This is a genomic window from Aeromonas sp. CA23 (assembly GCF_002587065.1).
In the GTDB taxonomy this organism is placed as follows: Bacteria; Pseudomonadota; Gammaproteobacteria; order Enterobacterales; family Aeromonadaceae; genus Aeromonas; species Aeromonas bestiarum.
In genome coordinates, this window is record NZ_CP023818.1 from 3571028 (window position 1) to 3593366 (window position 22339).

The following is a 22339-nucleotide window of genomic DNA, read 5'->3' on the forward strand; positions in this document are numbered from 1 at the left end:
AGACCCAGTCTGTCGCCCGTTTTTTCATATGAAATAAGGAACGAAAATGGCTCTTTTAACATTGCACGGCGCTTGCTTGTCGTTCAGTGATTTCCCGCTGCTCGACAATGCCGAGCTCAGCATAGAGCGCGGTGAGCGTCTCTGTCTGGTCGGGCGCAACGGGGCGGGCAAGTCCACCCTGATGAAGGTCATCGCCGGCGAACTGCCGCTCGATGACGGTCGCATGGTGCAACAGCAGGATCTGAAGGTGACTCGCCTCGAGCAGGATCCGCCCGCCTCCAGCGATCTGACCGTGTTTGACTACACGGCCGAGGGGCTGGCCGGCGTCGGCGAGCTGCTCAAGCAGTATCACCATATCTCCATGGAGCTGGCCCACGATCCGAGCGATGCCAACATTCGCATCATGAGCGAGCTGCAAGAACAGCTCGATTATCAGAATGGCTGGCAGTTCGAGACCCGTATCAGCCAGGTACTGACCCTGCTGAACCTCGATCCCGACGCGACCCTGGATAGCCTCTCCGGTGGCTGGCTGCGCAAAGTCGCCCTGGCCCGGGCGCTGGCCTGCGACCCGGATCTGTTGCTGCTGGATGAGCCGACCAACCACCTGGACATCGAAGCCATCAACTGGCTGGAAGAGTTCCTGAAAGATTTCCGTGGCGCCATCGTCTTCATCTCTCACGATCGGGAGTTCATCCACAAGCTGGCGACCCGGATCATCGATCTGGATCGCGGCGAGATCACCTCCTGGCCTGGCAACTACGATCAATACCTGCTGGGCAAAGAGGAGTGGCTGCGGGTCGAGGAGCTGAAAAACGCCGAATTCGATCGCAAGCTGGCGCAGGAGGAGGTGTGGGTCCGCCAAGGGATCAAGGCGCGCCGCACCCGCAACGAAGGGCGCGTTCGTGCCCTCGAGGCGATGCGGATGGAGCGTTCCCAGCGTCGCGAGCTGCAGGGCAAGGCCAAGCTGCAGATGGACGATGTGAATCGTTCCGGCAAGCTGGTATTCGAGACCGAAGGGCTGGGGCTGGACTTTGGTGATCGGACCCTGTTCCAGGGGCTGGATCTGCAGGTGCTGCGCGGCGACAAGATTGCCCTGGTGGGGCCCAACGGTTGCGGTAAATCCACCCTTATCAAGCTGTTGCTCGGTCAGCTCGAGCCCAGCCGTGGTCTGGTCAAGGGCGGCACCAAGCTGGAAGTGGCCTATTTTGACCAGTATCGTGATCAGCTCGATCCCGAGCAGACTGTGATGGACAACGTGGGGGAGGGCAAGCAGGAAGTGATGGTGCGCGGTCGCTCCCGTCACATTCTGGGTTACCTGCAGGACTTCCTGTTTGAACCCAAGCGGGCACGAACCCCGGTGAAAGCCTTGTCAGGAGGCGAAAAAAAACCGTTTACTGTTGGCCAAATTGTTCTTGAAGCCCAGTAATTTACTGATCCTCGATGAACCAACCAACGACCTGGATGTCGAAACGCTGGAACTGCTGGAAGAGCTGCTGGCAGACTATCCTGGCACCCTGTTGCTGGTGAGCCATGACCGTCGTTTCATTGACAATACGGTCACCGGTTGCTGGCTGTTTGAAGGGGATGGCCGCATCAGCGATTATGTGGGCGGCTATGCCGACATGATGGCGACCCGTGCCTTGCAAAGCACGCAACAGGCGGCGAAAGTGGCGCAGGCCAAAACGCCAGAGCCTGTCGCTGTGGCGAGCCAGGCGGTCACAAAAACCAAAAAACTCTCTTACAAGTTGCAGCTGGAGCTGGATAATCTGCCAGCCCGACTGGAACAGCTGGAGACTGAGCTTGATGCCCTGCAGGCTGAGGTAAACCATCCCGGTTTCTTCGCCCTGCCGAGCGATCAAACCCAGCTCAAACTGGATGCCCTGAATGCAGCAGAAGTTGCATTGGAACAAGCCTTCTCCCGTTGGGAGGAGTTGGAAGCGTTGAAACATCAGGACTAAGGAAGTAGATGAAAAAGCAATTATCCATGCTGGCCATTCTGGTCAGCGCCAGCCTGCATGCCCAGGCGGCACAAAGCCCCTTTTTCACCATTGTCGACGGGTCTGACAAGGGATATGCCAGCGGGATCAGTGCCGATGGCAACGGGCTCATCGGGATCAACACCAAAAACAACATGGCCGAACACTTCTCGACCGTGCAGTTTGCCGACTTCCTGGTCGATCGTTTCCGTTTTGAGCAGGGCTGCATGCTCTCCAACTCGGTCTGCAACTCCTTCTGGAACGACAAGAGCAACTTTGCTTATCAGTGGCGTGTCGACTTTCTGGCCAAAACAGATCAGCGCAGCAACGTAGGGTCTGTGGTCAGCAACGAAACCGATGGTCTGGTCACCGCTTTGGGCGACGTATCGGGCACCCGCGTCGGTTACAAGATGGATGGCAAGCTGCGCACCGCATTTGCCGTCGTCGAGGAAGGCAACAGCGTCAACCTCAAGGATGGCGCCAGCACCCACAGCCTGAGCGTGCCAACCAGCATCAAGAAGCTGGACAACGGCCAGTATCTGGTGACCGGCACCGCCGCCACCGGCAAGAACATCGCCGTCAATTCCGAGACCTACAACTGGTGCTTCGCCGGCAACGATGGCCAGTATGGTGACTATCGCTACTGCCCTGGCCTCAACACCCAGGCCAGTTTCTGGCTGCTCAACAGCACTGGCACCTTCAACAAGCTGGTCCAGGCCAATGAATATGCCCGCGCCCGCAACGAGGTGGTGCAGACCGCCTCCGCGCTCGGCGTTGGCAAATTCAACGGCAGCCTCTACGGGGTGGGTTACTCCTCCACCGGCGAGATAGGGACCAACTACCTGGATGGTCGCAACCTGGCGGCATACTGGACGCTGGACCTGGATAACAGCAAGGTGGGCACCACCCAAATCATACCGCTGGCCGAAGGCGAGCCGGGCAAGGATGACGCCAAGCTGCAACACAGCTGGGCTGTGGGGGTCAATGACAACGGTTATGTGATTGGCAACCAGCTTTATCGCATCAACAAGGGCCAGAACCGCCCGGTCGAGATGTTCGTGTTCAATCTCAACACCCCGACCACCAATGCCGTTGTTTCCCTGCAGGACAAGCCGCTGAGCGGTTCTGGTTCCGAGGCGGCCGCCATCAACAACCACAACATGGTGGTTGGCTGGCGCGATTCCCGTCATCAGACTCAGCCTGTGGTCAACGGTACCAATCGCATGCAGGAAGGTTTCCTGCTCAACGCGGCGACCGGCAACAACTGGTATCTGAACGACCTGATCTGCGGGCTGGATGATGCGGGTGCCAAGCAGTGTGCCCAGAACGGCTACTACTACCACATCGCTTATGCCAGTGGCATCAGCACGGATGGTACCGTGGCGGCGACGGCTTTCCGCTACAACAGCGAGAGCGATCTCAACAATCGCAGCAATGCCACTGTGGTCAGCGTGAAGCTGGCGCCGGTTGTGAAGGATTACAAAAACAATGAGCCTGCCAACTACGTGGTCGCCAATGCGCCGGTCAACAACCAGACCGGTCAGGATGGTGGCAGCGGTGGTGGCAGCCTGTTCTGGTTGACTCTGCTGGCCCTGCCGTTTACCTGGCTGCGCCGCTACCAACGATAAAAAGGCATGTCACTAAAAATTAATGCGGTTCAGTGTCTTGTGTCACAATGACCGGATAGCATGGAATTTTTTGTTTGACCCTGCCCACCCTGTGGGGTAAAGATGAAAGCGACCGATGAAAAATTGGTCGCTTTTTTTGTTCCACGAAGAGGGTCGTAGATGATGAAGAGACAGAAACGGGACCGTCTGGAAAGAGCTCGTGCTCGTGGTTATCAGGCTGGCGTGGTCGGCAAACAGAAAGAAGCGTGTCCGTATCAATGCCTGGATGCCCGAGGGCATTGGCTTGGTGGTTGGCGTGACGCCATGGAAGGGCGGGGCTCAGGCCTCTTCATGAAGTAATAGGTACTTCATCACTCATTACAAAAGGAAAGGGGCCATCGCGGCCCCTTTACGTTATCTCTGTCTTACCACGGGATCAGTCGATCAGAATGCGGTGGTATCTTTGAACAGGCCCACTTTCAGGTCGGTGGCGCTATAGATGGGACGGCCATCCACTTCCACCACGCCATCGGCGATCCCCATCACCAGCTTGCGGTTGATCACGCGCTTGAAGGTGATCTTGTAGGTCACTTTCTTGGCGGTCGGCAGGATCTGGCCGGTGAATTTCACTTCGCCTACACCCAGTGCACGGCCTTTGCCCGGGCCACCCTTCCAGCCGAGGAAGAAGCCGACCAGTTGCCACATGGCATCCAGCCCCAGGCAGCCAGGCATCACGGGATCACCCGGGAAGTGGCAATCGAAGAACCAGAGGTCCGGCGTAATGTCGAGCTCTGCCAGGATCTCGCCCTTGCCATGCTCGCCACCGTTATCGTTGATCTTGACGATGCGATCCATCATCAACATGTTGGGAGCGGGCAGCTGACTGTTACCCTCACCAAATAATTCGCCACGGCTGCAGGCAAGCAGCTCTTCACGGGTAAACGAGTCTTTGCCTTGTTCACACAGGGAAAGGCGGGCATCAATGGCGGTATTGTCTAGGGTCACGCTGTTTATCCTTCATATGGGTCAAAGCCGGGCCAATTTAGCGTACACTTGTGCGCTAAACAACTCCGATCTCTTCTTTTATTACACGCTGAACAACCGGCCCAGCAGGCGACGGAGCAAGCCACCCTTGAACGCTGTGCCATTCAGTTCATCCAGGCGCTGCTGAATTCGGCCGAACAGGGTATCCGGCATATCCGGTTCACCCGCCACGCAGCCGGTCAGCAACTCGATAGCCTCTTCCACATGATCCACCGGATGAATGTGGAACTGACCCGCCGCGACGGCGGCAATCACCTCATCGGAGAGGTTGAGCTGCTGGGCATTGGTGCCAGGCAGCAGTATGCCTTGCTTGCCATTGAGGCCGTGGATCTTGCACACCCGGAAGAAGCCTTCAATCTTCTCGTTCACACCACCCACTGCCTGCACATTGCCGAACTGATCGACGGCGCCGGTGACGGCAAAGTGCTGATAGATGGGCTGGCGGGCGAGGGCGGAGAGCAGGGCACACAGGCCGGTGAGGGAGGCGCTGTCACCATCGATCTCGTGGTAGGACTGCTCGAACACCAGATTGGCAGAAAGCGGCGAGGGGTTCTCTGCACCAAATTTGTTGGAGAGATAACCGTGGATGATCATCATCGCCTTGGCGTGGATATGACCAGCCAGCTCGGCCTTGCGCTCGATATCCGCCACGTCGCCATCGCCCAGATGCACGGTTGCGGTGAGGCGCACCGGTTCACCGAAATCATAGGGGTGGCCCGAGACCTGGATGACGGAGAGGCCGTTGATCTGGCCAATCTCTTCACCATCGGTCTGCAGCAGGATCTGACCATCGATGACGCCCTGATCGGACTGTTCCACCAGGTAGTTGAGGCGGTAGTCCTGCTCTTCCAGGGCGAGCCGGATATGCTCATCGGTCACGGTTTCGGCTTCCATCTCGCGGGCCAGGCTGTCGGCCATGCGCATGATGGCACCAAGCTGGATCTCGGACAAAGAGAGCCACTCCTGATGATCACACAGGCGGCTGGCGTGACGGCAGATGGCCGCAATGGCGGCAGGGGTGAAGTCCAGCAGAGCCCAGCGTTCACGGATCCAGGCGAGGTATTGCAGGAACTCTGGCAAGTCTTCCTCAATATTGACCTCTGACACCAGATCCGCTCGCAGGAAGATACGCTCGGACATGTCCCTGTCCAGCATCTGGAACTCGGCTACTTCGAGGCGATCGCCAACCAGGATCAGCTTCAACCGGATAGGGGTCGCTTCGGGGGTGAAGAAAGGGGTCAGGGTCTTGCCTTCCTGATAGGCGTTCCAGTCCAGCTCGCCTTTCTGGATGGCGTTCTTGAGCTTGAACCAGAGGTGGGGCTGATCCAGCAGCTCGTCGAGTTGTAGAATAAGGTAGCCACCGTTGGCCTGGCGCAACAGGCCCGGCTCCAGCAGATGCTGGTTGGCATACACAGAGCCTTGCTCGGTCTGATAATTGATGGAGCCGAACAGGGTATCCCAGTTCAGATCCCGGCCATAAATCACGGGCGCTTCCTGCTCTTCATGATGGATCAGCAGGTTGATGAGCACGGGATGCTGGAACTCGAGTCCCTGGGCTACATGGGCCGCCAGATCGGAGAGGAAGTCATCTATCTTGGGATCGTTGTTCTGCTTGCGCATGATACGGGTGACCAGGCGCTCGGCATCCAGGTGGTGGCTCATCAGCTTGAGCAGCTCGCCAACCATTTCACAAAATTCGACGCCGCTACCGGGCTGCAGACGCAACCAGATAGGTTTGAACGGGTTGTTCAGGTTTTCTGTGTAACAGAGATCGAACAGGTCACCATCCTTGCCATTGGAGGCGGCGATCAGCGTCTGACACACACCTTCATAATCTGCACCGGGGAAGCCGTTGAGCAGCATGACCGGGCAGTCGCCATCAAAACTGGCGAGACGCTTGATGCCGGAAATGGCTCTGGGTTGCAAGGCGGCGAAGGGTATGGGTTCGATCTCGCTGAGGGCAGGGAACTGTTCAATCGCAAAAGCGGGTTTTAGTTGTTCTGATGTTAATTCAGCCACTTAAGACATCCGGTCGGAGATAGGATCAATTGTTTCCATTATACACAGTTCAATTAGTGGGAACAGGAAACAAGATGCCATGTTTAACATAATATACATTATGCGCGGTTGTGGTTTGTTGGGCTGAGCGAGGTGCCAGGTCCGGGTTTATCAGGCCGGAGATTCTCGCTATTGGGTTGGCCATTGAGCATGTCATCTTGATTGTTATCTCTCACTCATTGCCTGTTCATTCGTGTAACCGGTCCAGCGGTTTGTGGTTGGCACTTTCATGGCGTTCGCTGTTGCCGGTGTGCAGATACTTTGAGGTGGTGTCTATGCTGTCATGGCCCGCATCGGCCTGCACATGGGATAGCGGCCGCCCGTTGAGATTGATGTCGTGAGTAATGCCGGTGTGGCGAATGGAATGCGGGGTCAGGTTGCGCATCTCGGCGGCGTCCTGGGCAAAACCGTCTTGTTCAGCCAGGTTCGCTGCGGTCTGGATGACCGTCATGACCAGCTCGCGCAGTTGGCGGATCCCGAGATTGGCATTGAGTTCGCCTTGTTCCCGGCCGTGTGCGGCAGCCTTGTGGCGTACAAAGAGCGGCGTCTGTTCATTGGGTGCCGGCAATGGCGACAATCCCAGAAAGATGCGATAGCGTTCGAGGGCCTCCAGCAAGGCATGGGATACCGCCACTGTGCGCCGCTTGCCACCCTTGCTGCGTGGAATGTAATACCCCCAGACGCCGGTTTTTCCATCGCGGCGAAACTGGCCCATGACGGGTGTGAAACCGGGTCTGGCTGCCACCTCGGAGATGCGCAGATAACAGGCGTACATCAGGCTTATCAGGAAGCGGCTGCGCTCGTGCTGATCTTGTGATTCGGTTGCCAGCCGGTCGGCGGCCTGCATCACGTAGGACCATTGCAACTCGCTGAAGGCCTGGCCCTGATCATCAGGCTCCTGCTGGACTGGTCGCTTGACTCGCTGCAGCAGCAGAGCGGGATTTCTGTCCATGTACTCTTCCTGGATCAGAAACTGGAAGAAGGCCGACAGGATGGCGAGCTTGGTCTTCATTGCCTGCTCGCTCAGACGGTATGGCAGCTCGCGGCCCAGTTCCCGTTTGCCGAGAAAGGGTCGCCACAAGGGATTGGGCAGCCGCTCTCCCCACTCCTTGTCGAGGATGAACTGTGCCACGTTGCGGTAGGCAATCAGCGGCTCTGGCGGCGCCTGGCAGTAGTCGAGGTAGCGCATCATGATGCGCCGGGTCAGATCTTTCGGGCTGATGGCCAGCTCGCTGAAACACCAGTGCAGAAACGTCGTCAACTCGCTGCGGTAGGTCTTGTAGTTGTTCTCGCTGTGGCGCTGTTCCAGCAGCCAGTCGACCGCCAGTTCGTAGACTAGACCCGCATCGGGCACGTCGTTCAGGCTGAGGTTGGCCAGATACTGATTGACCTGGGGATTGCCCGCCTCCAGGTGAGCCAGGCCATCAAACAGCGGCATGGCGGGCGGAAGTAACATAGAAGTCATGATGGTGCTTGCTTGCTTGCTTGGTTCATGGAATGGAGGCCTGCTACCCCGCTCAAAAGCTGATGCCGATAAATGGGGTTATCGGCATCACTGTGTGACTGACAATCCGGGCGTGTGTGAGATTGAATCATCCGTTGCAACCTGTGTGCACAACATGCTGGTATTATTCAATGGATATGCACGCTGGTTGGAAAATTCTCGGGACAAATAGCCGTAAAAATGATTTTTAATGCTTAATATGTGAATGGTTGGTGGAGGCGCCATGAGGATAATGTCAACCGGCGCCTCTCCCCCGTCCCTCAGGCCACGCTCTTGAGGGATTTCCCCTTGGGCTTGTCGGCATCGCTCTTCTCTGCCGTCTTTTGGGGCTCCTCTTTGGGGCTCCCCTGCCCCTTGCCACCGCGCAGCACGTTTTGCAGTACATCACGCTGTTCGGCCAGATAGAAGGCCAGGCTCTCCTGCTGTTCGGGCTCGAGGGCGACAGGTGCCCCCGCCAGCAGGGTCATCAACTCATCGGCGGTATCCAGCAGCTTGTCATAGGCATCCGCCTCTTTCTTGCTGGCAAAGGTCATCTTCTCCACTCCCCCACGCACGACAACATATTTGATCTCAACGGCCATAGTGGCGTCCTCCTCATGATAGTGACCACAAGTATATGTACGGATATACAGTATTGCAAATAACCCTGCCCAACGGATTTTTATCATAGTGATCGGGCCGATTACGCGGCCGTTATCACATTGATGAAAGGGTCATTTGACATCCGCTTTACGCAAGTCGGATGATGGGCTCATGACGATCACAAGACAACTGCTCATACTGCTGCTGGTTGAAGTGACGCTCCTCGGGGGCATCGCTCATCTGGTCATTGGTCTCTCTCCCCTGCTCTCCCTGCTGTTTGTGGTGCTGGCCCTGCTGGGGCTGCGCTGCCTGGTGGTATTGCTGACCTGGGGGTTCTCCCGTTTCTACCCTGTCCCCGCCATCGGTCTGCGTGCCTGGCTGCACATGGTGATCCGGGAGATGTTCGCCTACCTGCTCACCTTCACCTGGCTGCTGCCGTTTGAGCGGCTGCTGATGGCGCCGGACAGGCTCACCCCTTCTCCCCTGCCCCTGCTGCTGGTACACGGTTATGGCTGCAGTCGCGGGATCTGGCGGCTGCAGCGCGCCCGCCTGGAAGCCGCCGGCCACGTGGTTGCCACCGTGACTCTGACTCCTCCCTTCGGTCATCTCGATGACATGGTCCCCCTGCTGGCCAGGCGCATCGACGAGGTGCTGGCCGCCACCGGCGCCGCTCAGCTGGTGCTGATCGGCCACAGCATGGGCGGGCTGGTGTGCCGTGACTACCTGGCCCTGGCCGGTGGTGGCAAGGTGGCGCAACTCATCACCCTGGCGACCCCTCATCAGGGCAGCCAGCTGGCTGCCCTTGGCCTGGGAGACAACGCACGGGAGATGGAGCCGGGCTCCGGCTGGCTGCAACGCTTCGCCGCCGTGCCGCTGTGCGTACCCGGGATTTCGGTGCGCACCAGCCATGACAACTTCGTGTTGCCCCAGTCCCGTCAGCGGATGGAGGGTATGGAAGACATAGAGCTCGCCGCCCTTGGCCACCTCTCCCTCATCTACTCGCGCCGTACCACGGCCCTGCTGCTGACCCTGCTTGCCCGCTCCCAGCCACAAACGAAAAGGGCCTGATTGCTCAGGCCCCGGTTTATCGAATACTTCCTCAAATCAGAAGTGAATGCCCTTGATCAGGGTAGATACCGCCATCTGATCCGCAGAGGCCTTGGACTCGCCGCCCTCTTTGGGATCCGAGAAGGTGCGGAAGCTGGTGTTCATGATCACCTGGGCCACCCGCGGCGCCAGGGCATGGATCACCTGACCGAACACCCCGAGCCGGGTGGCCAGTCGCACATGCTTGTTGATGATGGTGTCGCACACCAGGTCGGCGGCCTCTTCCGGCGTCATCATGGGCACCTGCTCATACACCTTGGTCGGCGCCACCATGGGGGTTTTCACCAGTGGCATGTTGATGATGGAGAAGTTGACCCCCTTGTCGGCAAACTCGGACGCCGCGGTACGCACCCAGGCGTCGAGCGCCGACTTGGAGGCGACGTAGGCGGAGAAGCGCGGCGCATTGGTCAGCACCCCGATGGAGGAGATGTTGATGATGTGGCCCTTCTTCTTCTCGATCATGGTGGGCAGCACCCCCATGATCACCTTGAGGGTGCCGAAGTAGTTGAGCTGCATGGTGCGTTCCAGATCGTGAAAGCGCTCGAAAGAGTCCTCGATAGCGCGGCGGATGGAACGGCCGGCATTGTTGATGAGGATGTCCACCCCGCCATGCTCGGCCACTATCTGCCGGGTGATCGCCTCCCCCTGCGCCAGATCCGCCAGATCCCCCTGATAGACCTGCAGGGTCAAGCCCTGCTCGGCAAACTCGGCCTGGGTTTCGGCAATCTTGTGTTCGTCCCGGGCAATGGTCAGCACTGTTGCGCCCGCCTCGGCCAGCTTTCTTGCGGTAGCCTTGCCGATGCCGGAGGTGGCGCCTGTGATCAGCACCACCTTGCCCTCGACCCGGCCGCGCAGGGTGCGATCGATGAACAGCTCGGGGTCGAGGTGACGCTCCCAGTAATCCCACAGCCGCCAGGCATAGCTGTGCAGCGGGGGCACTTCGATGCCGGTCCCTTTCAACACCCGCTGGGCTTCGCGGTTGTCGAAGCGGGTGGGATAGTTGATGAGCCGGAAGATGTCCTTGGGCAGGCCGAGATCGGCGATTGCCGCATCGCGAATGCGCCGCACCGGCGTCAGCGCCATCAGCATGGTCATCAGATGGCGGGGGATGAAGCTGAACAGGGCCGCATTGATGCGAATGGCGGGCTCGGGCGCATGGGCTGCGCGGGAGAAGGTGCTCAGCATGTCGCCAACCCGCATCGGATGGGAGTCGGTCAGGTGGAACGCCTTGTTGTCCTCCCCCTCCAGGTGAGCGATGTGATCGATGGCATCCACCACGAAGTTGACCGGCACCAGGTTGATGCGCCCCCCTTCGACCCCGATGGCGGGCATCCAGGGCGGCAGCATGCGGCGCAGCTTCTGGATGGTCTTGAAGAAGTAATAGGGGCCGTCCACCTTGTCCATCTCGCCGGTATTGGCATCCCCCACCACTATCCCGGGTCGGTAGATGCGCCAGGGGATGGTGCTCTCCTGGCGCACTATGCCCTCGGCCTCGTGCTTGGTCTGGAAATAGGGCATGTCGAGGTGTTCGGCCTCATCGAACATGTCTTCCCTGAACAGACCGTCGAACAGGCCGGCCACCGCTATGGAGCTGCAGTGATGGAAGCAGCGGGCGCCGAGTCGTTCGGCCAGTTGCAGTGCCTGGCGGGTACCCTCGGCGTTGACCTGCTGCTGAATGCCCGCCTTGGCGTTGAGATCATAGATGGCGGCGAGATGGAGGAAGTGATCGATCCGGCCGATGAGTGGCTCCTGCTCGGCCACACTCACGCCGAGTTGCGGATGGGTCATGTCCCCGACAACCGGAATGGCGCGCTGCGCGTCGACCCCCCAGTAGGCCAGCAGATCGGGTACCCGCTCAAGATGGGCTGCGCGCATCAAGAAATGCACCCGGCTATTTGGGCGCTGCAGCAGTTTTTTAATCAGCCGGCGGCCGATAAAACCGCTGCCCCCCGTGATGAAATAGTCCATGGTATTTATTTCCCTTACTGATTGGGCTGTTAGTTGCTGTTAGATATATCACGCTTCAAATGGAAATATTCATTTGAACGTCATCTTCGTGACCCAGACCAAAATTACCACGACTGCCTGTTCCGTTATTAGGTAGAACCCTCTATTTTTTCTCCATAGACTGAGGATGAAAGCTCAGTAATGCCACAACGAATGTACCAAGGTTGTTGTCATTACCTATATCCCACTCACCAGTAAGGAAACAATCATGGCCAAGAAATTGAAAGCGCTGGCAAGCTCGGTGACCGACAACCAGCTCACCTCGACCATCAAGGAATCCACCCAGCAGATCTGGCTGGCGGGCTTGGGCGCCTACGCCAAGGCGCAAGAGGAAGGGGGCAAGATCTTCGAAGCCCTGGTACAGGAAGGCGAGGCATTGCAGACCCGTACCCGTCAGAGCGCAGACGAGAAGATCGCTGCCATGACCGACAAGACCACGGGTACCTGGGGCCGTCTGGAGCAAGTGTTCGAGGATCGCGTGGCCCGTGCCGTCGCCAGCCTCGGCATCCCGACCCGCAAGGACATCGACAAGCTCTCCAAGCGCATGGCCGAGCTGACCGAGGTGGTGCAACAACTCATCGATGCGCAGGATGAAGAGGACGCGCCGGCCGCGGAGCACAAACCCGCCGCCGCGACTGCCGCCAAGAAACCCGTTGTCAAGAAGGCACCGGTGAAGAAAGCCACTACCGCCCCCATCGCCAAGGTGAAGGAAGAGGTCAAGGCGCTGGCGACCGAGGTCGAGAGCGTAGTGAAAGAGGTCAAGGAGAAAGGCGAGACAGCACTCTCCTGATCTGACAAGCAACGCCTGATTGGCCTTGCGTCATAACCCACCGGCCCATGCCCTCTTGCTGGGCCGGTTTTGCTTGAGAAGGGAGGCCATGTCATGAGCACGATTGCGATTGCCCTCGCCGGAGGTGGACCTCTGGGAGGGATTTACGAGATCGGAGCCTGCGCCGCCCTGGCTGACAGCATCAAGGGGCTGCGTTTCGAGCAGGCCGACATCTACGTGGGGGTCAGCTCGGGGGCCGTGATCGCCTCGGCGCTGGCCAATGGCATCTCCCCCGACAAGCTGGTGCGGATCCTGTTAAGCGACGACAGCGGCGAATTTTTCGATCCCTCCACCCTGCTGCGACCCGCCTTCGGTGAATACGCGAAGCGGCTCTCCTCCTTGCCGCCACTGGCCTGGGAGTGCCTGGCCGATTACCTCTCCGCCCCCTTGCACAAGAGCCTGCTCGGCTCCTTGCAAGGCTTGTCCAAGGCGATCCCGACCGGCTTGTTCGACAGTCGCGGGGTGGACAGGATCCTGACCCAGTTCTTCTCTCGCCGGGGCCGCAGCAACGATTTTCGTGAACTCAAGAACCGTCTGTTCGTCATCGCCACCGAGCTCGATACCGGCCGCGCGGTCGCCTTTGGCAGCCCGGGGCTGGATCAGGTGCCCATCTCGGCGGCGGTGCAGGCCTCTGCCGCCCTGCCCGGTCTGTTTCCCCCGTCGCTGATCAATGGTCGCTACTACGTGGACGGGGCCCTGATCAAGACGCTGCACGCCTCGGTGGCGCTGCAGGAGGGGGCCGATCTGGTGTTCTGCATCAATCCGCTGGTGCCGTTTGATGCAGGGCTGGCCAGTGAACACCCCGCCAGTCTGGTGGATAGCGGCCTGCCGGTGGTACTGGCCCAGACCTTTCGCGCCATCATCCACTCGCGCATGCACGTGGGCATGGATCGCTACAAGCACCAGTATCCACAGGCCGACGCCCTGCTGTTCGAGCCCTCCCCGGCCGATGGCAAGATGTTCTTCACCAATGTGTTCAGTTACCGGGATCGCCGCCGTCTGTGCGAGCACGCCTTCCAGCATACCCGCCGGGATCTGTGGCAGCGACGGGCCGAGCTTGGCCCCATTCTCGCCAGGCATGGTCTGGAGCTTGATCTGGGTGCACTGGCCGATGAACAGCGCTCCCTGCTGACCCCGGGCACCGGCTCGGTAGCGGCGCTGGATGCCTCACTGACCCAGTTGCAGCACTGGCTGACCCACCGTTATGGCGGCAAGGGTCGTCGCCAACCGAAGGAGTAGCATGGACCGCAAACCCAAGCGGCGGACGCGGGATCGCATCCTGGCAACCGCCCTCGCCCAGTTCAACCTGCTGGGAGAGCCGACCGTCACCACCTCCGCCATCGCGGCCGAGCTGGAGATGAGTCCGGGCAACCTCTATTACCACTTCCATAACAAGGAGGAGATAGTCAACGCCCTGTTCGGCGAGTTCGAACAGGAGATGGCCCATCTGCTCGACACTGTCACCCCCCCGCTGGACGAGACGGAAGACATCTGGTTCTTCTTGCACCTGATGTTCGAGCTCATCTGGAAGTATCGCTTCTTTTACTACGACATCAGCACCCTGATGAGTGGCAACCACAAGGTGGAGCTGCGCTTCTCGGCCCTGCTGAGGCGCAAGGAGCAGACCGCCGCCGCCATTTGCCACAGCCTGTCCGGCAGTGGCTTGCTGCTGGGCAGCGACGCCCAGATCGGCGCTCTGGCGGCCAACATAGCGTTGGTGGGCACTTTCTGGATCTCCTATCAGCGGGCGTTGCACCCGCGTGCGGATGCCGACATAGCCCTGGGGGTGTTTCAGGTGATGCAGCTGGTGGCACCTTGTCTGCGGCCCAATGCCCGCGCCCATCTGGATGCCATCGCCACCCATTACCAGCCTGCCACGACGGCGGGTTAACAGAACTGTGTTTTTGATTGTGTTTTTAACAGGGAGAATCATATGACCACTTCACAACCCAACTTGTCCGACTTCACCCCCTTCCCCTGGCCAGAGGCGGCCTATGACTATGCCGGGGAGCGCCTTGAGCAGAACTGGGATCGCCTGCACCAGGGGGATGCCGAACCCTGGCCGGAAGATGAGCAGGTACAGGAAGCCTGGCGGGCCTATCACGCCGGTGATTTCGCCCGGGCCGTCGCCCTGGGTCTGGGCGCCGGCGAGGATGGCCTCAACGTGGCGAACAAGGCGCTGGTGATCCACGCCAGCTACCTGCTGGATGACAAGTATGCCAAGCGGGAAGCATTCGAGCTGGCCGCAAGCAACGCCGAAAAACTGCAAAAGCGTCAGCCCGACAACGTCAACGCCTGGTATTTTCACGCCCTTGCGCTGGGCCGTTACAGCCAGGTGATTTCTGTCTCCAAGGCGTTATCCATCGGCATAGGTGACAAGATCAAGACCAGTCTGGAAAAGGCGCTGGCACTTGCCCCCGACCATGCGGAAGCCCACATTGCCTTCGGTGCCTGGCACGCCGAGATCATCGACAAGCTGGGGGCCATGATAGGTGGCATCACCTATGGCGCCAAAAAAGAAGAGTCTGATCGCCACTTCAAGGCGGCGCTGGCCATCATTCCCCACTCCGCCATCGCTCGCATGGAGTACGCCAATGCCATGGTGATGATGCATGGCAAGAGCAAGATGGCGGCCGCCGAGGCGCTCTACGGCGAGGCGGCCGAATGCGAGCCGCTGGATGCCATGGAGCGGCTCGACGTGGAAGCCGCCCGTGAGGAGCTGGAGGACGAATAGTCCGGCGGCGCTGCGCAATGAGAGAGGCCAACCCCCAGGTTGGCCTCTTTGTTTCATGTCAGGTGGCATGCCTGAGAGGTTCAGCCGTGCAGCAGCTGATCCAGCATCTCGGGATCGTAGAGCAAGTCCGGCTCCATCAGCACCAGCAACAGCAGCTGTTCGAACTCCACGGCGAAGCGCAGGGCAATGAGATCAGGGTCCGGCACCCGCTTCTTGTCGGTGATGAGGCCGAGCTGCACCTTGTTGTCATAGGAGAGGATGGAGACGCCGACCCCGATGTCACCGGCCTGAGGCACCCAGAATAGCGGCTGGCGCAGGCGGGCACCGGCCAGATAGAGGGTCTGCTGGGGGCCGGGCACATTGGTGATGACGGCGCTGGCCTTGGCCGACAGTATGTCGATGGCCTGTTGCTGCACCGCCCTGGGGGCCATGCCCATCACTTCCAGCAAATTCAGCACCACGGCCGGTTGCAGGGAGGATTTGAGCGCCTGCATCCGATCCCGCACCGCATGGAGCCGCTGCAGCGGGTGTGCTATGTCGATGGGCAGATCCAGGGCCACCAGCCCGAAACGGTTGCCTAGCGCCCCCTTGTCGTCGGGCGCGCGCATGTTGACCGGTACCAGCGCGCGGATCTCGACGCCATCGACCTCGTCCCCCTGCGCCAGCAGATAGTGGCGAAACGCCCCTGCGGTGGCGGCGATCAGCAGATCGTTGACCGAACAGCCGAGCACCCGTCCCACCGCCTTCACGTCCGGTAGCGGGATCTGCTCAGACCAGGCTACCCGCTTGGTGCTGCCTGTCTCCCCTTTCAGCCGGGTTTTGGCATCGTCGGAGAGGGTGGCTATGGTGTAGAGCTCGGCGGTCACGTCCCGGCTGGTTTTGAGGTAATCCATCGCCTTGGTGGGATGGGTCAGCACCTCGACATACTTGGACCAGAGGGTGCCGGTCAGCTTGAGCCCGGCCCGCAACAGGCGGCTGCCCTGATGATCGTGCTCCTCGTCGCTGTCGTCGTTGGCCACTGGCTCGGGTTGCGGTCTGGGGGCCGAGATCGGGCTCTCGTCCATCATGGTCAGCATGGCCCGCACCAGTGAAAATCCGTCTCCCATTGCGTGATGGAAACGCATCACCAGCGCCTGCCCGCCGAGAGAGGTATCCACCAGGTGCATCTCCCACAGGGGGCGCTGGTGGTTGAGCGGGGTGGAGGCAAAATCGGCCACCAGCCGCTCCAGCTCCTCCTTGCCGGCCTTGCCCGGCAGGATCACCCGCTTGAGGTGCAGGTCGAGATCAAAGTCAGGATCGGTGCGCCAGTAATATTCGCCCCCCTCCAGACAGGCTTTCTGCCCAAAGCGCGGTTGTACCCGTACTGTGTGCAGCAGGCTCTCTCGCAGTTGGGTTTCATCCAGCTGACCGTCAAACATCAGTACGCCGACGATCTGCATCAGATTGTTGGGCCTGTCCATCCGCAGCCAGGCGGTATCGACACAGGAGATAAGTTCACAGGGTGACATGGTATTTTCCCTACCGTTTCGCTTATTTGTCCGCGCCCTTCTCATGAAAACCAAATACTCGATGGCGAACAAACAGGTGTCGTATATGTTAGTGCCAATACGCTTCGATTAATTCTTTCTGCCGGAGCAGAACAACACGTAGCGCCGTGAACATTTCATCGCAGAACACATAATCCGCCCGCTCGCATCCTTCCGAAATATGGTTATCCGGAGGATACGTTTCGTTCAGTTAATATACAGGAATACGAATTCCCTGCTATTTCGGCGACTGTATTGGGTGAATGTTGAATGCCCGCTCGGGTTATCCCTGACTGGGACAAGGCAGACGATGATCGACATATTCGAGGATCTCCTGCTCCAGCACGCTGCGTACCGGCAGCAGCATCAGGCCGAGACGCACCTCCAGCTGCAGGCTGTTGTCGGTCAGGCAGAGAAAGCCATTAACCCCGGCGCCACGAAACATCAGCCGGGTCTCTTCCTCATCTTCCCACTCACAGTCGAGTTCGTACTCTTCGCTCATGTCCTGCGCAATGGCTTCGGCGGCGAGCCGTGCCCCCGCCAATCCCAGGGGATGCTGGCGGTTGACCTTGATGGTCGACAGGCTGCTGCCGACAAGGGGATCGTATAGAAACATGCTAACTCTCTGAACGGTGACAATATTTATTGATATTAAACATATGAATCAAACAAGTGAAAGCCATTTGCAACATAATTGGGACTCACTTAACAAAGCCGGTTGAGTAAATGCTCCATGCATTTCTCCTCGTTCCCGCTCGCGTTACACTGACAGGCAAAGGCGTACCCGAGTGGCAGTTCCGCTTCCCTTTCAGGGTTCATGTCCTCGTTTTATCTAGCCGTCAGGCCATTCGGTGCAGGTCACCAGAGAGCAGCATATGACCCAAGAAACACACATAGCCGATGACCCAGAAGCTGACGACGAGAGTACCCTGGGGCGGCTCTATCGCCAGCTCAACCGGGTTGCCTCCCTGCGCGAACAGATGCGTACCCACCCGGAGGATCAACAAGACAGGGACAGCTTGCGCCAGTGGCAGGCGGATCGGTTGGGCCGTACCCACGGCGATCTGCTGCAGAGCAAACGCTACGGGCCGGCCGCACAGTTCTTCCTGACCGACCTCTACGGCCCGGGCGATTGCGCCCGCCGCGATGCGGACGTGATGCGGGTCATGCCCACCGCCGAGCGATTGCTGCCGGAGTCCGGCCTCAAGGTGCTGGCCCAGGCGATCGAGCTCGATGCCCTCTCCGAGGAGCTCGACTACCTGATGGTGGTGGCGCTGCGCCGCAGTGGGGCCATCCATCGGCTGACGGCAGAGGCGTATGCCCTCGCCTATCGGGAGGTGGGCGAACCCGAACGGCGGGCTCACCAGATAACCCTGGTCACCGAGCTGGGGCTCACCCTGGACAGACTGGCCCGCAAGCCTTTCCTCGGCACCACTCTCAAGCTTATCTCGGGACCGGCCCATCTGGCGGGGCTCGGCGAGCTCTTCTCGTTTGTCGAGCGCGGCTATCGGGTCTGTCATCAGATGGGGCGGGCCAACGAGTTTCTGGAAACCATCGCCAGCCGCGAGACGGCCATCATGGAAGCGCTGCTGGCAGGTGACAGCACAATGCTGGATTGACCTTGGGAGCCAAGCAGGCAGACATGAAAAAGCGGGCCGAATGGCCCGCTTCTCGTTTCTCGCTGTGCGCCGATAGGAGAGCGGTCAAATCACCAGCAAGTCCATAAAGGCGTGGACCGGCGTGGCGGCCAATTGCTTGCCATCCTGGCAGAGGGCGAGGATCTCGTGTACCCGCTTGGCCGGGAAACGGGTGGCCAGGTTGTGCTGGAATTTTTCCACCAGCAGCGGTATCCCCTCCTCCCTGCGACGGCGGTGACCGACCGGGTATTCCACCTCCACCTTGGCGCTGTGGCTGCCATCCTTGAAGAAGACCTGGATGGCATTGGCAATCGACCGCTTGTCTGCTTCCAGGTATTCGCGGCTGTAGCGCTTCTCTTCCTGCACCACCATCTTGGCGCGCAGCGCATCGATGCGGGGATCGGCCGCTATGCCATCCTCGTAATCCTCGGCAATCAGGCGCCCGAAGATGAGCGGCACGGCCACCATGTACTGCAGGCAGTGATCCCGGTCCGCCGGGTTGTTGAGGGCGCCTACCTTGCTGATGATGCGAATGGCCGATTCGTGGGTAGTGAGCTCGATGCGGTCGATCTCGTCGAGCCGCCCTTTCACCTCCCCATGCAGCTTCATGGCGCACTCGACGGCGGTCTGGGCGTGGAACTCGGCGGGGTAAGAGATCTTGAACAGCACGTTCTCCATCACATAACTGCCGTAGCCCTGATGCAGGGCGAACTGGTTGCCCTTGAACAGCACGTCGTAGAAGCCCCACTTGGGTGCGCTCAATACGCCGGGATAGCCCATCTCGCCGCTCATGGTGATGAGCGCCAAGCGCACGGCGCGGGAAGTGGCATCCCCGGCCGCCCAGCTCTTGCGCGACCCGGCGTTCGGCGCATGGCGATAGGTACGCAGGCTCTGGCCATCGACCCAGGCCTGGGAGACCGCATCGATCACCTGATCCCGACTTCCGCCCAGCATATGGGTCACCACTGCGGTGCTGGCGACCTTCACCAGCACCACGTGATCGAGACCGACCCGGTTGAAGGAGTTTTCGAGCGCGAGCACTCCCTGAATTTCATGAGCCTTGACCATGGCTGTCAGCACATCGGCCATGGTGAGCGGCGCCTTGCCCTCGGCCACGCGAGTGCGCGACAGCCAGTCGGCTGTGGCCAGAATGCCCCCCAGGTTGTCGGAAGGATGGCCCCATTCGGCGGCAAGCCAGGTGTCGTTGTAATCGAGCCAGCGGATGATGGCGCCTATGTCCCAGGCCGCCTTGACCGGATCGAGGCAGAGCTGGGTGCCGGGCACCCGGGCGCCATGGGGAACAGTGGTGCCCGCGACTATGGGGCCCAGGTGCTTAGTGCACTCGGGAAAGCGCAGGGCCAGCAGGCCACAGCCCAGGGTATCCATCAGGCAGTAGCGGGCGGTATCGAGAGCGACCTGGCTGGTGATGGGGTGGCTGCAGACATAATCGGCAATATCGACCAGCACCTGATCGGGTTCGGGTCTGTGGTTGACGTCGACGTTGGCGGACATCGTGATTTCCTTATCGTTGTTGTGAATAGAAGGAGGTGACGAGCGGCTGGGCCGCCATCGCCGACACATGACCACACAGGCCTGCTTGCGCAGGCGCCGGGCCGTGGTGGATGTCAACGATGGCAGGGCGCTGCATCTTATCGTTGTTGCAAAGAGACGAAATGACGGGGGGCCGGGCCGACATAATCGGCGCTCGGGCGAATGATCCTGTTGTGCTCGCGCTGCTCCATCACGTGGGCGCACCAGCCGGTGACCCGCGAGCAGACGAAAATGGGGGTGAACAGCTTGGTCGGGATCCCCATGTAGTGATAGGCGCTGGCATGGAAGAAGTCGGCGTTGGGGAAAAGCGCTTTTTCCTCCCACATCACCTTCTCCGCCTCGCAGGAGACGCGGTAGAGACGGGTGTCCCCCACCGCCTCGGCCAGCTTAGCCGACCACGCCTTGATGATGACGTTGCGCGGATCCGAGGTGCGATAGACTGCGTGGCCAAAGCCCATGATCTTCTCCTTGGCTGCGAGTTTTGCCAGCAGCTCGCTCCTGGCCTGAGCCTCATCCTGCCAGGGTTCGATCATCGCCATGGCGGCCTCGTTGGCGCCGCCGTGCAGCGGGCCGCGCAGGGTACCGATGGCGGCGGTCACGCAGGAGAAGAGATCGGACAGGGTCGAGGCACAGACCCGGGCCGCGAAGGTGGAGGCGTTGAACTCGTGCTCGGCATAGAGAATGAGGGAGACGTGCATGACCCGGCGTTCCAGCTCGCTCGGGGCCTTCTGGTGCAAGAGGGCCAGGAAGTGCCCACCGATGCACTCCTCGTTGGTATCGAGTGCGATGCGCACCCCTTCATGACTGAACTTGTACCAATAAATCAATATGCCAGGGAAGGCGGCCAGCAGGCGATCGGCCACTTCATGTTCGTGCTCGAAGCCCTCTTCCGGCTCCAGATCGCCGAGCATGGAGCAGCCGGTGCGCAGCACATCCATGGGATGGGCATTGGCGGGGATGAGCTCAAGCACCTCCAGCAGGGCCTTGGGCAAGCTGCGCAGGCGACGCAGCTCGCGCTTGTAGTCCAGCAGTTGCTGTTCACTGGGCAACTCGCCCTTGAGCAGCAGATAGGCGACCTCCTCGAACTGGGCGCCGTCTGCCAGTTCCTGAATGTCATAGCCGCGATAGGTGAGCCCGGTACCGCTCTTGCCCACGGTACAGATGCTGGTCTCCCCCGCGCTCTGACCCCGCAGGCCGGCGCCGCCCAATGGCTTCTGTTGTCCCATAACCTTGCCTCCTAATCCCTGGATGTGAACAGACGATCCAGTGTCTGCTCGTAATGGTGATAGCCCAGGAAGTCATACAAGGCTTCCCGGGTCTGCATGGTGTCCACAACGGCCCTCTGGTGGCCATCCTGGCGAATGTGCTGGTAGACGTTGAGCGCGGCCTGATTGGCCGCCCGGCTGGCGCTTAACGGGTAGAGCACCATGTCGACGCCGTGGGCGGCGAGCGCCTCCTTGTCGAACAGATCTGTCTTGCCGAACTCTGTCATGTTGGCGAGGATGGGCACCCCGGTGGCCTGCTTGAAGCTGTCATACTGACCGAGCTCGGTCACCGCCTCGGCGAAGATCATGTCGGCCCCGGCGGCCACGTAGGCGGCGGCGCGTTCCAGCGCCGGGCCTATCCCCTCCACCGCCAGCGCATCGGTGCGCGCCATGATGACGAACTCCCCGTTCTCACGGGCATCCACCGCCGCCTTGATGCGATCGCACATCTCCTCCAGCGAGACCACCGCCTTGTTGGGTCTGTGACCACAGCGCTTCTGGGCCACCTGATCTTCCATGTGCACGGCGGCGACACCGGCGCGTTCGAAGGCGCGAATGGTGCGGGCGATATTGAAGGCGCCGCCCCAGCCGGTGTCGATGTCGACCAGCAGCGGCACCTTGGTCGCCGCAGTGATCCTTTCTGCGTCGATCAGCACGTCGTTGAGGGAGGTCATGCCGAGATCCGGCAGGCCATGGGAGGCATTGGCCACCCCGGCACCGGAGAGGTAAATAGCCTGAAAGCCGCTACGCTCGGCCATCAGGGCCATGTAGGCATTGATGGTGCCGACGATCTGCAGTGGCCGTTCGTTGGCAAGGGCGGTGCGAAACCGCAGACCTGCCGAGGGGGTAAGGCTGGACATCATGACTCCTTTCATTTGTCTGGTTCGACTATCTAATATCACGTTTACGTTA

18 protein-coding genes and 1 pseudogene are annotated in these 22339 nt (G+C 60.0%); 9 read left to right on the forward strand and 10 right to left on the reverse strand.

Annotation, left to right across the window (positions count from 1 at the left end):
- The first annotated feature begins 46 nt into the window (after positions 1-46).
- The 3 genes and pseudogenes from uup (at position 47) to rmf (ending at position 3943) form a co-directional block, all read left to right on the forward strand.
- A pseudogene (uup, locus tag CK910_RS16635) lies at positions 47-1958 on the forward strand (ATP-binding cassette ATPase Uup).
- Between the two features lie 8 nt (positions 1959-1966).
- A complete protein-coding gene (locus tag CK910_RS16640) occupies positions 1967-3604 on the forward strand; it encodes a DUF3466 family protein (protein WP_098984037.1) in 1638 nt (545 codons plus the stop codon).
- 159 nt (positions 3605-3763) lie between these two features.
- A complete protein-coding gene (gene rmf / locus CK910_RS16645) occupies positions 3764-3943 on the forward strand; it encodes a ribosome modulation factor (RefSeq protein WP_005315693.1) in 180 nt (59 codons plus the stop codon).
- A gap of 84 nt (positions 3944-4027) precedes the next feature.
- On the opposite strand, the gene fabA is transcribed toward rmf, so the two are convergent.
- The 4 genes from fabA to CK910_RS16665 all read right to left on the reverse strand — a co-directional run bounded on the left by fabA (position 4028) and on the right by CK910_RS16665 (position 8770).
- Complete coding sequence (gene fabA / locus CK910_RS16650; protein ID WP_042037785.1) at positions 4028-4588, reverse strand: 3-hydroxyacyl-[acyl-carrier-protein] dehydratase FabA; 561 nt, start codon at positions 4586-4588, stop codon at positions 4028-4030.
- A gap of 81 nt (positions 4589-4669) precedes the next feature.
- Positions 4670-6646 (reverse strand): Lon protease family protein, encoded by a 1977-nt coding sequence (locus CK910_RS16655; protein ID WP_098984038.1) that lies wholly within the window; start codon positions 6644-6646, stop codon positions 4670-4672.
- Between the two features lie 226 nt (positions 6647-6872).
- The gene (locus CK910_RS16660; RefSeq protein ID WP_098984039.1) at positions 6873-8150 is read right to left on the reverse strand and encodes a tyrosine-type recombinase/integrase; all 1278 of its coding nucleotides are present in this window, start codon (positions 8148-8150) and stop codon (positions 6873-6875) included.
- Between the two features lie 299 nt (positions 8151-8449).
- A complete protein-coding gene (locus CK910_RS16665) occupies positions 8450-8770 on the reverse strand; it encodes a YebG family protein (RefSeq protein ID WP_043135339.1) in 321 nt (106 codons plus the stop codon).
- A gap of 172 nt (positions 8771-8942) precedes the next feature.
- Between CK910_RS16665 and CK910_RS16670 the strand changes: the two genes are divergently transcribed.
- Positions 8943-9839: an esterase/lipase family protein gene (locus CK910_RS16670; RefSeq protein WP_098984040.1), complete on the forward strand. Its 897-nt coding sequence runs from the start codon at positions 8943-8945 to the stop codon at positions 9837-9839.
- A 36-nt stretch (positions 9840-9875) separates the two neighbouring features.
- Here CK910_RS16670 and CK910_RS16675 read toward each other — a convergent pair whose 3' ends face one another.
- A complete protein-coding gene (locus CK910_RS16675) occupies positions 9876-11846 on the reverse strand; it encodes an SDR family oxidoreductase (RefSeq protein ID WP_098984041.1) in 1971 nt (656 codons plus the stop codon).
- Positions 11847-12093: 247 nt separating this feature from the next.
- Between CK910_RS16675 and CK910_RS16680 the strand changes: the two genes are divergently transcribed.
- The 4 genes from CK910_RS16680 to CK910_RS16695 all read left to right on the forward strand — a co-directional run bounded on the left by CK910_RS16680 (position 12094) and on the right by CK910_RS16695 (position 15448).
- Positions 12094-12675: a phasin family protein gene (locus CK910_RS16680; protein WP_098984042.1), complete on the forward strand. Its 582-nt coding sequence runs from the start codon at positions 12094-12096 to the stop codon at positions 12673-12675.
- A gap of 93 nt (positions 12676-12768) precedes the next feature.
- Entirely contained in the window at positions 12769-13953 is a 1185-nt protein-coding gene (locus CK910_RS16685; protein WP_098984043.1) for a patatin-like phospholipase family protein, read from the forward strand.
- A gap of 1 nt (position 13954) precedes the next feature.
- Positions 13955-14605: a TetR/AcrR family transcriptional regulator gene (locus CK910_RS16690; protein ID WP_098984044.1), complete on the forward strand. Its 651-nt coding sequence runs from the start codon at positions 13955-13957 to the stop codon at positions 14603-14605.
- A 42-nt stretch (positions 14606-14647) separates the two neighbouring features.
- Entirely contained in the window at positions 14648-15448 is an 801-nt protein-coding gene (locus tag CK910_RS16695; RefSeq protein ID WP_098984045.1) for a hypothetical protein, read from the forward strand.
- An 80-nt stretch (positions 15449-15528) separates the two neighbouring features.
- Here the strand turns inward: CK910_RS16695 and CK910_RS16700 are convergent, their stop codons facing one another.
- Positions 15529-16956, reverse strand: a complete 1428-nt coding sequence (locus tag CK910_RS16700; RefSeq protein ID WP_098984046.1) for a wax ester/triacylglycerol synthase family O-acyltransferase — start codon at positions 16954-16956, stop codon at positions 15529-15531.
- 301 nt (positions 16957-17257) lie between these two features.
- Entirely contained in the window at positions 17258-17590 is a 333-nt protein-coding gene (locus tag CK910_RS16705; RefSeq protein WP_043555719.1) for a polyhydroxyalkanoic acid system family protein, read from the reverse strand.
- A 259-nt stretch (positions 17591-17849) separates the two neighbouring features.
- On the opposite strand from CK910_RS16705, the gene CK910_RS16710 reads away from it, so the two are divergent.
- Positions 17850-18593, forward strand: coding sequence for an FFLEELY motif protein (locus CK910_RS16710; RefSeq protein WP_098984048.1), 744 nt, complete (start codon positions 17850-17852; stop codon positions 18591-18593).
- 84 nt (positions 18594-18677) lie between these two features.
- Here CK910_RS16710 and CK910_RS16715 read toward each other — a convergent pair whose 3' ends face one another.
- From CK910_RS16715 to prpB, 3 genes are all read right to left on the reverse strand, one after another.
- A complete protein-coding gene (locus tag CK910_RS16715; protein WP_098984049.1) occupies positions 18678-20123 on the reverse strand; it encodes a bifunctional 2-methylcitrate dehydratase/aconitate hydratase in 1446 nt (481 codons plus the stop codon).
- Between the two features lie 137 nt (positions 20124-20260).
- A complete protein-coding gene (gene prpC / locus CK910_RS16720) occupies positions 20261-21388 on the reverse strand; it encodes a bifunctional 2-methylcitrate synthase/citrate synthase (protein ID WP_098984050.1) in 1128 nt (375 codons plus the stop codon).
- Positions 21389-21399: 11 nt separating this feature from the next.
- Entirely contained in the window at positions 21400-22287 is an 888-nt protein-coding gene (gene prpB, locus CK910_RS16725) for a methylisocitrate lyase (RefSeq protein ID WP_043134793.1), read from the reverse strand.
- Between the last annotated feature and the right edge of the window lie 52 nt (positions 22288-22339).

Bases quoted from the DNA above. Each gene is read 5' to 3' on its own strand.
- CK910_RS16690 (WP_098984044.1), top strand. From the start codon at position 13,955: ATGGACCGCAAACCCAAGCGGCGGACGCGGGATCGCATCCTGGCAACC.
- CK910_RS16710 (WP_098984048.1), top strand. From the start codon at position 17,850: ATGACCCAAGAAACACACATAGCCGATGACCCAGAAGCTGACGACGAG.
- CK910_RS16715 (WP_098984049.1), bottom strand. From the start codon at position 20,123: ATGTCCGCCAACGTCGACGTCAACCACAGACCCGAACCCGATCAGGTG.
- CK910_RS16695 (WP_098984045.1), top strand. From the start codon at position 14,648: ATGACCACTTCACAACCCAACTTGTCCGACTTCACCCCCTTCCCCTGG.
- prpC (WP_098984050.1), bottom strand. From the start codon at position 21,388: ATGGGACAACAGAAGCCATTGGGCGGCGCCGGCCTGCGGGGTCAGAGC.
- CK910_RS16660 (WP_098984039.1), bottom strand. From the start codon at position 8,150: ATGACTTCTATGTTACTTCCGCCCGCCATGCCGCTGTTTGATGGCCTG.
- CK910_RS16685 (WP_098984043.1), top strand. From the start codon at position 12,769: ATGAGCACGATTGCGATTGCCCTCGCCGGAGGTGGACCTCTGGGAGGG.
- prpB (WP_043134793.1), bottom strand. From the start codon at position 22,287: ATGTCCAGCCTTACCCCCTCGGCAGGTCTGCGGTTTCGCACCGCCCTT.
- CK910_RS16640 (WP_098984037.1), top strand. From the start codon at position 1,967: ATGAAAAAGCAATTATCCATGCTGGCCATTCTGGTCAGCGCCAGCCTG.
- CK910_RS16680 (WP_098984042.1), top strand. From the start codon at position 12,094: ATGGCCAAGAAATTGAAAGCGCTGGCAAGCTCGGTGACCGACAACCAG.
- CK910_RS16665 (WP_043135339.1), bottom strand. From the start codon at position 8,770: ATGGCCGTTGAGATCAAATATGTTGTCGTGCGTGGGGGAGTGGAGAAG.
- CK910_RS16670 (WP_098984040.1), top strand. From the start codon at position 8,943: ATGACGATCACAAGACAACTGCTCATACTGCTGCTGGTTGAAGTGACG.
- rmf (WP_005315693.1), top strand. From the start codon at position 3,764: ATGATGAAGAGACAGAAACGGGACCGTCTGGAAAGAGCTCGTGCTCGT.
- CK910_RS16675 (WP_098984041.1), bottom strand. From the start codon at position 11,846: ATGGACTATTTCATCACGGGGGGCAGCGGTTTTATCGGCCGCCGGCTG.
- CK910_RS16700 (WP_098984046.1), bottom strand. From the start codon at position 16,956: ATGTCACCCTGTGAACTTATCTCCTGTGTCGATACCGCCTGGCTGCGG.
- CK910_RS16705 (WP_043555719.1), bottom strand. From the start codon at position 17,590: ATGTTTCTATACGATCCCCTTGTCGGCAGCAGCCTGTCGACCATCAAG.